Genomic DNA, 12490 nt, shown 5'->3' with positions numbered 1-12490 from the left:
GTGGCCCCCAGGAAGTCTAGTGACCATCACGGCGACGGATCGGAACGGCTCGTGCGATTGGTACGGACGCTCTACCAGCGTTTCTCCCTCCTGCTCCGCGAGGTGGCGAAGTTCGGCACCGTGGGCGCGGTGGCCTACGTGGTGCAGATCGCCACCACGAACCTCTTCTGGAGCGTTCTGAGCATGCCGCCGCTGGCCGGGCAGGCGCTCGGCACGCTGTGCGCGACCGTGGTGGCGTTCCTCGGCAACCGGTACTGGACGTTCGGCCACCGGGCGCGCACCGGCCTGGTGCGCGAGTACGCCCTGTTCTTCGTCATGAACGGGGTGGGGCTGCTGATCCAGCTGGGCTGCCTGTGGTTCAGCGTCGACGTGCTCGGGCTGGACGGCCCGCTGGCGCGCAACATCGCCGGCAACGTGGTCGGAGTCGGCCTGGGGTCGCTGTTCCGGTTCTGGTCGTACCGCACCTGGGTCTTCCCCGCTCCGGCGGCGGACGATCCGGCCGTGGCGGCCGTGGCCGAGGCGCCGGCCAACGAGACGGCAAAGCCGCTGTGACCTGCGCTTTCTCGGCTACTCTCCGCGCGCGATCGGACACCCCGCGACGTTAGGGAACTATGTCGGTTATGAGACTTGCGCATTTTCGGTCAACCCTTCGCCAAGCGGCGCGCATAATAGGGAAAACCCGCTAACTCGACTTACGATCAGTGGCATGACCTGCGTTTTGCTGGCCGAAGACGACAGCTCGATCTCCGAGCCACTGGCCCGTGCGCTTCGCCGGGAGGGGTACTCGGTCGACGTGACCGTCGACGGCGTTGAGACCCTGGACCGTGCCCGAGCGGGGGACGTCGACCTGCTCGTCCTCGATCTCGGACTGCCCGAAATGGACGGCCTGGAGGTCGCGCGGCGGCTCCGAGCCGAAGGTCATGGCACGCCCATACTCATCCTCACGGCCCGGGTCGACGAGGTCGACACCGTGGTCGGGCTCGACGCGGGCGCGGATGACTACGTCACCAAGCCGTTCCGGCTCGCCGAACTGCTGGCCCGCGTACGCGCCCTGCTGCGCCGCGGCGGAGCGGAGGTCCCGGTCGTGCACGGTGTGCGGATCGACAACGACTCCCGCCGGGCCTGGCTCGGCGACCGCGAGCTCCAGCTCACCACCAAGGAGTTCGACCTGCTGCGGGTCCTGGTCCGCGACGCCGGCAAGGTCGTCACGCGCGAGCAGATCATGCGCGAGGTGTGGGACACGAACTGGTGGGGCTCCACGAAGACCCTGGACATGCACATCTCGTGGCTGCGCCGCAAACTCGGCGACGACGCGAACCAGCCGTCCTACATCACCACGGTGCGTGGCGTCGGATTCCGGTTCGAGCGGGAATAACAGCGGGAGACGCTGGTCCCGCAGTGTGACCCCGCGCCGCGCGCCGGGCGGTCACGCGAACAAGAGGTGACATGCGCAGGCGGATGCTCTTCTCCACGTTGGTGGTCACCATCATCGCGGTGATGCTGCTCGGCCTGCCTCTGGGCGCGCTCACCTACCAGACGATCTACGACGACACCGTCAACCAGTTGCAACGCGAGGCCGAGGTCATCGGGGCCGAGGCGGACGTGCAGTTGCAGCACAGCGGAACCATCAACGCCGACCACTTCGCCAGCGTCTACCCCCAGCGTCACATCGAGATCAAGCCGCCCAACAGCGACCGCACGGTGTCCACGGGCGGATGGGACTACAACCCCCGCACCGATAAACAGACGCCCACGCTGGAGGCCACCGCCACCTCCAACCGTGACGTCACCGTGCACGTGTGGCGGGACACCACGGCCATCCGGGACAGCATCGTCAACGCCTGGCTGGGGATCGCCTCGCTTTCGCTGCTGGCCATCGGCGTGGCGGTCGGACTCGCCATGCTCCAGGCCCGGCGGCTCACCCTGCCGCTCGTCGACCTCGCCGCGACCGCCGAACGGCTGGGCTCGGGGCAGGCCACCCCCTGGGGACACCGCTACGGCATCCCCGAGGCGGACCGGGTGGCCGAGGTGCTGGACCGCAGCGCCGAGCGCATCGCCAGCCTGATCGCGACCGAACGCCACTTCGCCACCGACGCCTCGCACCAGTTGCGCACCCCGCTGACCGCCATGACGATGCGGCTGGAGGAGATCATCGCCGAGGCGAACGATCCCTCGGTGGTGCGTCAGGAGGGCGAGGCCGCGCTCGCGCAGACCGAGCGGCTGGTCGAGATCGTGGAGAGCCTGCTCGGCCGGGCCCGCAAGAGCCAGAACCCCGAGGTCGAACAGGTGGCCATCGACGATGTTCTCGAACAGTTCGTCCGGCAGTGGTCCCCGGTGTTCGCCCAGGCCGGACGCGAGCTGCGCATGACCGGCACCGACGGGCTCACCGCGATGACCGTGCCCAGCGACCTCTCGCAGATCATGGCCACCCTGGTGGAGAACGCCTACCAGCACGGTGCCGGCACGGTCACCATCCGGCGCCTGGCGACCGGCCAGACGGTGCGGATCGAGGTCAGCGACGAGGGCGCCGGGGTCCCGGAGGAGCTGACACCGCGCATCTTCGAGCGCGAGGTGTCCGGCGGCCAGGGCACCGGGCTCGGCTTGGCACTCGCCCGGCACATCGCGGAGTCCGGCGGGGCGCGGGTGGAACTGGTGCAGAGCCACCCGACGACGTTCGCGCTGTTCCTGCCGCCGGCGACCGGCGGCATGGAGCGAGTGACGGGGCCGGTCTAGCCGGGCCGCCGGGCCGCCGGACCGGATGTCCGGCGGCCCGGAGACCGGTGCTCAGTGGCCCCGGGCCAGCCACTCCTCCAGGTGCGGTGCCTCGGCTCCGATGGTGGTGGACTCGCCGTGGCCGGGGTGCACTACGGTGTCGGCCGGCAACGTGAGCAGCCGCTCGCGGATGGACGCGATGATGGTGGGAAAGTCCGAGTACGACCGGCCGGTGGCACCCGGCCCGCCCCGGAAGAGCGTGTCGCCCGCGAACAGCACCCCCAGCTCCGGCGCGTACAGGCAGACCGCGCCCGGGGAGTGACCGGGGGTGTGCAGCACCTGCAGCTCCACCCCGCCGGCCTGCAGCAGCTCGCCCTGGAGCAGCGGGGCGTCGGGCTCGCGGTCCGGGTACACCATGTCCCACAGCACCCCGTCGTCGGGGTGCAGCAGGATCGGCGCGTCCGTGAGGTCGGCCAGGGCCGCCGCGGCATTGATGTGGTCGTTGTGCGCGTGCGTGCAGACGATGGCCATCAGCTCGCGGTCGCCGAGCGCGCGGGCGATGGCCTGGTGGTCGTGCGCGGCGTCGATGACGACGGCCGTGCGCTCGTCGCCGACGATCCAGACGTTGTTGTCGACGTCCCACTCGCCGTCGTCAAGGCGGAACACGCCCGAGGTGACGAGCTTGTCGACCGGGATGGCCGGGCCCGAATCCGTCACTCGAACACCACCACCGAACGCAGCACCTCTCCGTGGTGCATCTTGCTGAACGCCTCCTCGACGTCGTCCAGAGCGATCGTCTCGGTCACGAACTTCGCGAGATCGAGTCGTCCCTGAAGATACAGGTCGATGAGCATCGGGAAGTCCCGCGACGGCAGGCAGTCGCCGTACCACGACGACTTGAGCGCTCCCCCACGGCCGAACACGTCGAGCAGCGGCAGGTCGATGCGCATCTCCGGTGTGGGCACCCCCACCAGCACGACCGTGCCGGCGAGGTCGCGGGCGTAGAACGCCTGCCGGTAGGTCTCGGGACGGCCCACGGCTTCGATGACGACGTCGGCGCCGTTGCCGCCGGTGAGTTCCCGGACGGCCTCGACGGGGTCGGCCTCGCGGGAGTTCACGGTGTGCGTGGCACCGAATCCGCGGGCCAGCTCCAGCTTCCGGTCATCGATGTCAACGGCGATGATGGTGCTCGCCCCGGCGAGGTGGGAGCCCGCGATGGCGGCATCGCCCACCCCGCCGCAGCCCAGGACCGCCACCGAGTCGCCGCGGGTGACACCACCGGTGTTGATGGCGGCGCCGATGCCGGCCATGACCCCGCAGCCGAGCAGCCCGGCCACCGCCGGGCTCGCCTGCGGGTCGACCTTCGTGCACTGGCCGGCCGCCACCAGGGTCTTCTCCGCGAACGCTCCGATGCCGAGCGCCGGCGACAGCTCGGTGCCGTCGGCCAGCGTCATCTTCTGGCGGGCGTTGTGGGTGGCGAAGCAGTACCACGGCCGGCCGCGCAGGCAGGCGCGGCAATTGCCGCACACGGCACGCCAGTTGAGGATGACGAAATCGCCCTCCTCGACCTCGGTCACGCCGTCGCCGACCGCCTCCACCACGCCCGCGGCCTCGTGGCCGAGCAGGAACGGGTACTCGTCGTTGATGCCGCCCTCGCGGTAGTGGAGGTCGGTGTGGCAGACCCCGCACGCCTGGACCCGGACCAGCGCCTCACCGGGACCGGGGTCGGGAACGATGATCGACTCGACACTGACCGGGGCGTTCTTCTCCCGGGAGACGACGGCGCGGACTTCGTGCGGCATGTCCCACCCTTTCGTTGGTGAGGCTGGCGACTACGGTTCGTGTCCGCCTCCAACATGCCCGACTTCGCGGCCGGACGGAAGATCTTCCGCAGGGCTGTGGACAACCGGTGGCCGCTTCCGGCCGGACCCGGCCCGGCGACCGCTCCGTCAGGCCGGTCCGGCGCCCGGCCCGCCCGGCCGGGGCTCGAAGGCGCGCCGCAGCGCGTGCGGCTGCAGCTGGCCCAGGCCGTGGGCGTGCCGTGCCCGCACCGGCACGACCTGGAACGGGTCCTCATCGGTGAGCAGCCCGGCGAGCGCGTCGTCCACGAGCACCGTGCCGGGACGCGCGAAGGAGGTGAGCCGGCTGGCCCGGTTCACGGTGGTGCCGAACACGTCGCCGAGCAACGCGAGCACGGGCCCGTAGGCCAGGCCGACCCGGACGTCGGGCACCTCCACATGCGTCTTCACGCCGTCGGCGAGCTGCAGCGCGATCTCGGCGGCCTGGCGCGCGGATTCGGTGACGTAGAGGATCTCGTCGCCGAGGGTCTTGACGACCCGGCCGCCGCTCGCGGCGACGATGTCCGCCGAGGTCGCCTCGAACCCCTCGACCACCTCGGCCAGCCCCACCTCGTCCAGTTCACGGCTGAGCGTGGTGAAGGACACCAGGTCGGCGAATCCGACGACCAGCGGGAAGTAGTTCGGCGCGGCGTCCTCGCTGTTCTCGATCACGGCGAGCGTCCGGGTGGCCGCGGCGGCGAGCTGCCGCCGCCAGATGTGGGTGAGGAGCAGCTCCATGTCGGGCAGCAGCTCCTTGGTCAGGCCCACGAGCGGGCCGAGCCGCTCGTGCTCGGCGACGGTCTGCGGCGCGTAGGAGAGGGTGGTCAGGATGCTGGTCTGCCACTCGGCCAGCCGCGCCATGGTCTGGCCCATGGCGCGGGCGAGCCGCACCGCGGCCTCCTCGTCGAGGACCTTGTGCCGGAGCAGCTCCGACGTGGTGCGCAGCGCCTCCACGTCGCTGTCGGTGAAGACCACTGCGTCCTCACCGCCCGTGGCGAACCCGAGCGCCCGCCAGACGCGGGCCACGAACTCCGCGTCGGCTCCGGACCGGCTCACCGCCTCCGCGCGGGTGTATCGCGCCTCGCCTCCCAACAGGGCGGCTTCGATCTCCTTGGGGTCGGGACGCGACGGCATACGTTCTCTCGTGGTCGAGGTCAGGACGATGCCGCCGGATACCTGGGATCCGCCCGCCATCGGGTGACCGGTGGTGCGCGGACGCCCGCGCGTGTGACTGCCGGTTTAGTACGTGGGGGCACGGCGCGTCAAGAAACCGCGCTCCCACCTGGGGCGGCGTCCGCCGGACGGCGGCTCACCGGGTGGCCGGGTCGGCCGGGCGGACGTGCACGACATCACCGGCGCTCAGGGCGGTCCGCTCTCCGGAGGGTGAGCGCACCGCCAGCCGCCCGTCGGCGTCCACGTCGTCGGCCGTTCCGTCGGCGCGGCGGTCGCCGGGCAGGTGCACCCGGACGGCGCGGCCGAGCGTGGTGCAGCAGGCCCGGTACTCGGCGGCGAGGCCGGTGGCCTCGGCGTCGCCGTCGCCGTCCTGCCAGGTCCGGTAGCGTTCGGCGAAGTTCCGCAGGACCGCCCGCAGCAGCGGGTCGCGGTCGGTGTGCGCGGCTCCCTCCAGCACCAGGGAGGTGGCCGTGGGCACCGGCAGTTCGTCGCGGTTCTGGCCGACGTTGAGCCCCATGCCGATGACGACGGCCGGCCCGTCGCCGGTGAACGCCGCCTCGGACAGGATGCCGGCCAGCTTGCGTTCGCCCACGAGGACGTCGTTGGGCCACTTCAGCCCGGCCTCGATGCCGGCCACCCGCCGGACGGCGTGCACCGCCGCCACGCCCATGAGCAGCGGGAGCCAGCCGAACCGGCCGGCGGGCACGTGCGGGCGGACCAGCACGGAGAAGGTGAGCGCCGCGCGCGGCGGGGTATGGAACGTGCGGTCCAGGCGTCCGCGCCCGGCGGTCTGGTGCTCGGTGACGAGCACCGTCCCGTCCGCCGCACCGGCCCGGGCGCGCGCGGCCAGCTCGGTGTTCGTGGACGCCAGCGCCGGAACCACCTCGATGCCGCTCCACAGCTCCCCGGGGCGCACCAGCGCGCGGTTCAGCGCGGCCGCCCGCAGCGGCGGCCGGAGGAGGTCGGTGTAGGGCGACGGATCGGGTCCCAGGGCCATACCTCCATTGAACCGCGTTTCCGGTGGTGGCCGGGCCGGGCGGGGCCGCCCCCGTTGCGGGGACGACCGGGGGCGCGGGGCGTCCGTCCCGCCCCGCGTCCCACGATGGTGCGCGCCGTCAGCCGGTGTTCTGCAGCCCGGCCGCCACGCCGTTGACGGAGAGCAGCAGCAGCCGCTCCAGCAGCTCGCGGTCCTCCTCCGAAAGTCCCTCGGGTTCGGTGCGCAGCGCCTCCAGCGCCCGGAGCTGGAGGTGGGAGAGCGCGTCCACGTAGGGGTTGCGCAGGTCGACCGCGCGCGAGAGCACGGTGCGGTTCTCCAGCAGCCGCGCGTGCCGGGTGACCCGCAGCACCAGTTCGCGGGTGCGGTCGTACTCGGCGAGGACCCGTTCGCTCAGCTCCGGCCGGTCGCCGAGCGCCAGATAACGTTCGGCGATCACCCGGTCGGTCTTGGCCAGGCTCATCTCCGCGTTGTCCAGCAGCGAGGCGAACAGCGGCCACTCGCGGTAGGCGGCGTGCAGCTCGTCGAGGTCGGGGACCGCCGCCAGGCCGCTGCCCAGGCCGTACCAGCCCGGCAGGTTGACGCGGGTCTGGGTCCAGGCGAACACCCACGGAATGGCCCGCAGGTCCTCCAGGCCGCGCGCCGCCGAGCGGCGGGACGGCCGGGAGCCCAGCCGCAGGTCGCCCAGCTCCTCCAGGGGGCTGACGCGGGAGAACCACTCGGCGAAGCCGTCGGTGTCGATGAGCGCGCGGTAGGCGGCGTGCGCGGCGTCGGCGATGCGGTCGGCCGTGCCGCGGAACCGGTCGGCCGCGGCGGAGGCGTGGTCCTGCACCGACGGGGTCGAGGCCATGAGGACGGCGTGCCCGACCTGTTCGATGTGCCGCCGGGCGATGGCGCGCTGGCCGTAGCGGGCGAAGATGACCTCGCCCTGCTCGGTCACCTTGAACCGGCCCGCGACCGAGCCGGGCGCCTGGGCGAGCACCGCACGGTTGGCCGGCCCGCCGCCGCGCCCGAGCGCGCCGCCCCGGCCGTGGAAGAGGGTGAGCCGGATGTCGTGGCGTTCCGCCCATCCGGCGAGTTGGGCCTGGGCGTCGTAGAGCCGGAGCGTGGCGCTCACCGGCCCGACGTCCTTGGCGGAGTCGCTGTAGCCGAGCATGACCTCCAGCCGCCGCCCGGTGTCGGCGAGACGCTGCCGGATCTCGGGCAGCTCCAGCATGCCGTCCAGCACCTGCGGCGCGGCCGCAAGGTCGGCGCCGGTCTCGAAGAGCGGCACCACGTCGAGCACGGGGGCGCGGCCGGTCGGCAGCGCGCGGCGGGCCAGCTCGTAGACGTCGGCGACGTTCTGGGTGGACTGGGTGAAGCTGACCACGTAGCGGCGGCAGGCGTCCACCCCGAAGCGTTCCTGGATCCAGGCGATGACCCGGAGGGTGGCGAGCACCTCGGCGGTCTGCTCGGACGGCTCCGCCCCCTCGCGCAGCTCGGCGAGCGCGCGGGCGTGCACCGCGCTGTGCTGGCGGACCTCCAGCTCGGCGAGGTGGAAACCGAACGTCTCCACCTGCCAGATGAGGTGCTGAAGTTCGCCGTACGCCTGCCGCACCGCGCCGGCGGCGGCCAGCGACTCCTGGACCACCCGCAGGTCGGCCAGCAGCGCGTCAGGGGCCGGGTAGGCGAGGTCGGCGTTGCGCTCGCGGGTGGCGCGCAGCCGCTCGGCGGCGTAGAGCAGCAACTGGCGGTGCGGTTCCTCCGGGGAACGCTTGGCGATCCGGCCGAGGACCCGCGGGTAGCCGGCCTGCGCGGCGGCCAGGGTGTCGAGCAGGTCGGCGCTGGCCGGGGTCAGCTCGGCCGACACCGTCAGGGTGCGGCCGATGCGCTCGCACACGTTCTCCAGGGCGCGCAGCACGTGCTCGGACTGGATGGCGATCGCTTCGCGGGTGATCTCGTGAGTGACGAACGGGTTGCCGTCGCGGTCGCCGCCGATCCAGCTCCCGTAGCGGACGAAGGGCCTGGCGAGCGGGGCCCGCCGCCCCACGCCCTCGGGGTCGATCGCGGTGTCCAGTGCGCGGTAGATCTCGGGGACGACCCGGAAGATCGTCTCGTCGAAGGCCGCCATGGCGGTGCGCACCTCGTCGAGCGGGTCCAGCCGGGTGGACCGCAGCTGGGAGGTCCGCCACAGCAGGTCGATCTCCTCCAGCAGCCGACGGCGCGCCTCCGCCTCCTCCGAGCTCCCCGGGTGCGCGCCGCGCAGCCGGTCCAGCTGGGCGCTCACCCGCTGGATCGCGGTCGACACGGCCCGCCGCCGGGCCTCGGTGGGGTGCGCGGTCAGCACGGGGTGGAACTCCATCCCGGCCACGAGCTCGCGCAGCCGGGCGTCGCCGAGCTCGGACCGGATGTCGCCGACGGCCGCGGCGAGTGACTCGCGCGGTGGGTTGTCGGCGTCGTCGCGCTCGCGCAGCGACCGCATCCGGTGGTGCTCCTCGGCGAGGTTCGCCAGATGGAAGTAGACGGTGAAGGCCCGCGCCACCTGCGTGGCGCGCTCCAGCGGCCACGAGGCCACCAGCCGGGTGATCTCGTCCCCGGACACCGACCCGGCCCGCGCGCCGATGACGGCGTGCCGCAGCCGCTCGACGTCGGCCAGGAGGTCCTCGCCGCCGCTCTCCGCCAGGATCGTGCCGAGCATCCCGCCCAGCAGGCGGACGTCGCTCCGCAACTGGTCGGGCATCTCATGCCGCGCGCTGTCGCGTTCCGCACTTACCGCTGTCATGCTGATCACGATAGCGAGATTGGTTCAGACCATTCCAGGGCGGGGTCGGGGTGGGGCGGCGGATTTGCGTGGTGTTCATCGACCGACGGGCAGGATGCCGGGGGACGGCCGACGGCGGGAACCGTCGATGGGCCGTGCAGCGCGCCGTCGGCCGCCGCGGCAATCAGAGATCAGGCTGTGGGTGGCTTGCTGTTGTTGCGGCGCATCTGCCGGAAGCTCTGCCCCGGGCGCCTTCCGCCGGTCCTCTCGATGTTGCTCTCTCCGGTCTGAAGGCTGTTGTCGATGGCTTGCTGCAGGTTCCTCGCCGGCGCTCCCCGCACAGCCCTCCGCGCGTCATCCCCGCTGAGTGGGGCGGACGTGGACGACGGTTGCGGCATCTCCGGCATGTCGGGGTTGAACCTGGCCTTGAACGCCTCTTTGATCCCTTTTCGTTTTTCTCCCATGCGCTGTCTCCCTGTCCGGTCGGGACCATCCGTCCACGGCGCTGCGGACGGGTCCCCCAAGAATAGGGACGGTGTGGCCATATCCGACAGTCCCGATTTGCCAGAACGGCCAACTCTTGCGCGCGTTCCCGCTCTTCCTCCGGGCCCGGCGCCGGACCGTCGCGCGACCCGGCCGCACCGGCCACCTGTGACCTGCGGCGACCTGTGCCCATCCCCACATACCTCCCGGTAACCCCCGGCCATCCGAGTGGCCTAGCCATTACCCGCACTACGCTGGTGTTTCATGGCGACCGAAGCCCCTGAACCCCTGCCCCCGGGGGAGATCGACATCCACACCACCGCGGGCAAGCTCGCCGACCTGCGGCGCCGCCGGTACGAGGCCGTGCACGCCGGGTCCGAGCGAGCCATCGAGAAGCAGCACGCCAAAGGCAAGATGACCGCCCGCGAGCGCATCGACGCCCTGCTCGACCCCGGATCGTTCGTCGAGTTCGACGCGCTGGCGCGGCACCGGTCGACCCAGTTCGGGTTGCAGCGGAACCGCCCCTTCAGCGACGGCGTCGTCACCGGTTACGGCACCGTGGACGGGCGGCCGATCGCGGTGTTCAGCCAGGACGTCACCGTCTTCGGCGGCTCGCTGGGCGAGGTGTACGGCGAGAAGATCGTCAAGGTCCTCGACCACGCGCTGAAGACCGGGTGCCCCGTCGTCGGCATCAACGAGGGCGGCGGCGCGCGGATCCAGGAGGGCGTCGTCGCGCTCGGCCTGTACGCCGAGATCTTCAAGCGCAACGTGCACGCCTCCGGCGTCATCCCGCAGATCTCGCTGATCATGGGCGCGGCAGCCGGCGGGCACGTCTACTCTCCCGCGCTGACCGACTTCATCGTCATGGTCGACCAGACGTCGCAGATGTTCATCACCGGGCCGGACGTCATCAAGACCGTCACGGGTGAGGACGTCACGATGGAGGACCTGGGCGGCGCGCGGGCGCACAACACCCGGTCCGGGGTCGCGCACTACATGGGCACCGACGAGCAGGACGCGCTGGACTACGTCCGGACGCTGCTCTCCTACCTGCCGTCCAACAACCTGGAGGACCCGCCGGTCTACGACGACGTCGAGGCCGAGCCGGAGATCACCGAGGCCGACCTGGAGCTCGACACGTTCGTGCCGGACTCCGCCAACCAGCCGTACGACATGCACCGGGTGATCGAGCACGTCCTGGACGACGGCGAGTTCCTGGAGGTGCACGCCCAGTTCGCGCCGAACATCGTGGTCGGCTACGGGCGGGTCGAGGGACGCGCGGTCGGCGTGGTCGCCAACCAGCCCATGAGTTTCGCGGGCTGCCTTGACATCCACGCCTCCGAGAAGGCCGCCCGGTTCGTCCGCACCTGCGACGCCTTCAACATCCCGGTGCTCACCTTCGTGGACGTGCCCGGTTTCCTGCCGGGCACCGACCAGGAGTGGAACGGCATCATCCGGCGCGGCGCCAAGCTCATCTACGCCTACGCCGAGGCCACCGTCCCGCTGATCACCGTGATCACCCGCAAGGCGTTCGGCGGCGCCTACGACGTCATGGGGTCCAAGCACCTCGGCGCCGACATCAACCTGGCGTGGCCGACGGCGCAGATCGCGGTCATGGGCGCCCAGGGTGCGGTCAACATCCTGCACCGGCGCGCCCTCGCCGCCGCCGAGGACGTCGAGGCCGAGCGCGGCCGGCTGATCCAGGAGTACGAGGACCACCTGCTCAACCCGTACGCCGCCGCCGAGCGCGGCTACGTGGACGGCGTGATCCTGCCCTCGGAGACCCGCACGGCGGTCGCCAAGGCGCTGCGCTCGCTGCGGACCAAGCGCGCCCAGCTGCCGCCGAAGAAGCACGGGAACATCCCGCTGTGAGCGGGCAGGAACCCCGGCCGGCGGGGCACCTGCGCGTCGTGCGCGGCGACCCGACTCCGGAGGAGGTCGCCGCGCTGGTCGCGGTGCTGACGGCCCGCGCCCGGGCCGCCCGCGCCGCAGCGGAGTCCGCAGGTGCGCCGCGCCGGTCCGCGTGGCAGGACCGGTCCCGGCTGCTGCGCGCTCCGCTGCGCCCCGGCCCCGACGCGTGGCGCACCAGCCTGCGCTGACGCCGACCGGCGGGCGGGGCGGTCCGGAGCGCCGGGCCGTCGCCCGGCACGCGCCCACGGCACCTGCTCCGACCGCCGCGCGAACGCCGGACGAGCCGTCGCCCATCCCCTCTACCTAGACTTTCAGCATCAGGCGCGAGCAACCGCCCGACGCCGTCAGGAGGAATTTCGACCGTGCGTAAAGTTCTGATCGCCAACCGGGGCGAGATCGCGGTACGGATCGCGCGCGCCTGCCGCGACGCCGGCCTGACCAGCGTCGCCGTCTACGCTGAGCCGGACCTGGACGCGCTGCACGTCAAGGTCGCCGACGAAGCCCACGCCCTGGGCGGCCACACCCCCGCCGACTCCTACCTCAACATCGACAAGATCCTCACCATCGCCGAACAGACAGGCGCCGACGCCGTCCACCCCGGCTACGGCTTCCTCGCCGAAAACGCCGACTTCGCCCAAG

The 12490-nt window shown here is 71.9% G+C and carries 12 protein-coding genes; 6 read left to right on the top strand and 6 right to left on the bottom strand.

Annotated elements, in window-relative coordinates; genetic code table 11:
* Positions 1-51 precede the first annotated feature (51 nt).
* From ACFQRF_RS06870 to ACFQRF_RS06860, 3 genes are all read left to right on the top strand, one after another.
* On the top strand, positions 52-552 hold the full coding sequence (locus ACFQRF_RS06870; protein ID WP_379869805.1) for a GtrA family protein: 501 nt from the start codon (positions 52-54) through the stop codon (positions 550-552).
* 154 nt (positions 553-706) lie between these two features.
* Positions 707-1375 (top strand): response regulator transcription factor, encoded by a 669-nt coding sequence (locus ACFQRF_RS06865; RefSeq protein WP_114396619.1) that lies wholly within the window; start codon positions 707-709, stop codon positions 1373-1375.
* Between the two features lie 71 nt (positions 1376-1446).
* Positions 1447-2733, top strand: a complete 1287-nt coding sequence (locus ACFQRF_RS06860) for a sensor histidine kinase (RefSeq protein WP_379869803.1) — start codon at positions 1447-1449, stop codon at positions 2731-2733.
* Between the two features lie 51 nt (positions 2734-2784).
* Here ACFQRF_RS06860 and ACFQRF_RS06855 read toward each other — a convergent pair whose 3' ends face one another.
* The 6 genes from ACFQRF_RS06855 to ACFQRF_RS06830 all read right to left on the bottom strand — a co-directional run bounded on the left by ACFQRF_RS06855 (position 2785) and on the right by ACFQRF_RS06830 (position 9921).
* Positions 2785-3429: an MBL fold metallo-hydrolase gene (locus ACFQRF_RS06855; RefSeq protein WP_379869802.1), complete on the bottom strand. Its 645-nt coding sequence runs from the start codon at positions 3427-3429 to the stop codon at positions 2785-2787.
* Positions 3426-4514, bottom strand: coding sequence for an S-(hydroxymethyl)mycothiol dehydrogenase (locus ACFQRF_RS06850; protein WP_379869800.1), 1089 nt, complete (start codon positions 4512-4514; stop codon positions 3426-3428). The genes ACFQRF_RS06855 and ACFQRF_RS06850 overlap by 4 nt, the downstream gene beginning before the upstream one ends.
* Positions 4515-4661: 147 nt before the next feature.
* The gene (locus ACFQRF_RS06845) at positions 4662-5684 is read right to left on the bottom strand and encodes an adenylate/guanylate cyclase domain-containing protein (protein WP_379869798.1); all 1023 of its coding nucleotides are present in this window, start codon (positions 5682-5684) and stop codon (positions 4662-4664) included.
* Positions 5685-5859: 175 nt separating this feature from the next.
* The gene (locus ACFQRF_RS06840) at positions 5860-6720 is read right to left on the bottom strand and encodes a biotin--[acetyl-CoA-carboxylase] ligase (protein WP_379869796.1); all 861 of its coding nucleotides are present in this window, start codon (positions 6718-6720) and stop codon (positions 5860-5862) included.
* 118 nt (positions 6721-6838) lie between these two features.
* Entirely contained in the window at positions 6839-9436 is a 2598-nt protein-coding gene (locus ACFQRF_RS06835; protein WP_379870403.1) for a phosphoenolpyruvate carboxylase, read from the bottom strand.
* A 212-nt stretch (positions 9437-9648) separates the two neighbouring features.
* Positions 9649-9921, bottom strand: a complete 273-nt coding sequence (locus ACFQRF_RS06830) for a hypothetical protein (protein ID WP_379869795.1) — start codon at positions 9919-9921, stop codon at positions 9649-9651.
* A gap of 283 nt (positions 9922-10204) precedes the next feature.
* Between ACFQRF_RS06830 and ACFQRF_RS06825 the strand changes: the two genes are divergently transcribed.
* The 3 genes from ACFQRF_RS06825 to ACFQRF_RS06815 form a co-directional block, all read left to right on the top strand.
* A complete protein-coding gene (locus tag ACFQRF_RS06825; RefSeq protein ID WP_379869794.1) occupies positions 10205-11812 on the top strand; it encodes an acyl-CoA carboxylase subunit beta in 1608 nt (535 codons plus the stop codon).
* Complete coding sequence (locus tag ACFQRF_RS06820; RefSeq protein ID WP_379869792.1) at positions 11809-12039, top strand: acyl-CoA carboxylase subunit epsilon; 231 nt, start codon at positions 11809-11811, stop codon at positions 12037-12039. The genes ACFQRF_RS06825 and ACFQRF_RS06820 overlap by 4 nt, the downstream gene beginning before the upstream one ends.
* 174 nt (positions 12040-12213) lie before the next feature.
* A partial coding sequence (locus tag ACFQRF_RS06815; protein ID WP_379869790.1) for a biotin carboxylase N-terminal domain-containing protein occupies positions 12214-12490 on the top strand: 277 nt, incomplete at its 3' end.

The sequence above is a fragment of the Marinactinospora rubrisoli genome, assembly GCF_042664915.1.
Lineage (GTDB): Bacteria > Actinomycetota > Actinomycetes > Streptosporangiales > Streptosporangiaceae > Marinitenerispora > Marinitenerispora rubrisoli.
Note: the sequence above shows the minus strand (reverse complement) of the source record. Positions and strands in the feature narration are given on the sequence as shown.

Coding starts and splice junctions, on each gene's coding strand:
- ACFQRF_RS06865 (WP_114396619.1), top strand. CDS start 707: ATGACCTGCGTTTTGCTGGCCGAAGACGACAGCTCGATCTCCGAGCCA.
- ACFQRF_RS06860 (WP_379869803.1), top strand. CDS start 1,447: ATGCGCAGGCGGATGCTCTTCTCCACGTTGGTGGTCACCATCATCGCG.
- ACFQRF_RS06850 (WP_379869800.1), bottom strand. CDS start 4,514: ATGCCGCACGAAGTCCGCGCCGTCGTCTCCCGGGAGAAGAACGCCCCG.
- ACFQRF_RS06845 (WP_379869798.1), bottom strand. CDS start 5,684: ATGCCGTCGCGTCCCGACCCCAAGGAGATCGAAGCCGCCCTGTTGGGA.
- ACFQRF_RS06840 (WP_379869796.1), bottom strand. CDS start 6,720: ATGGCCCTGGGACCCGATCCGTCGCCCTACACCGACCTCCTCCGGCCG.
- ACFQRF_RS06835 (WP_379870403.1), bottom strand. CDS start 9,436: ATGCCCGACCAGTTGCGGAGCGACGTCCGCCTGCTGGGCGGGATGCTC.
- ACFQRF_RS06830 (WP_379869795.1), bottom strand. CDS start 9,921: ATGGGAGAAAAACGAAAAGGGATCAAAGAGGCGTTCAAGGCCAGGTTC.
- ACFQRF_RS06825 (WP_379869794.1), top strand. CDS start 10,205: ATGGCGACCGAAGCCCCTGAACCCCTGCCCCCGGGGGAGATCGACATC.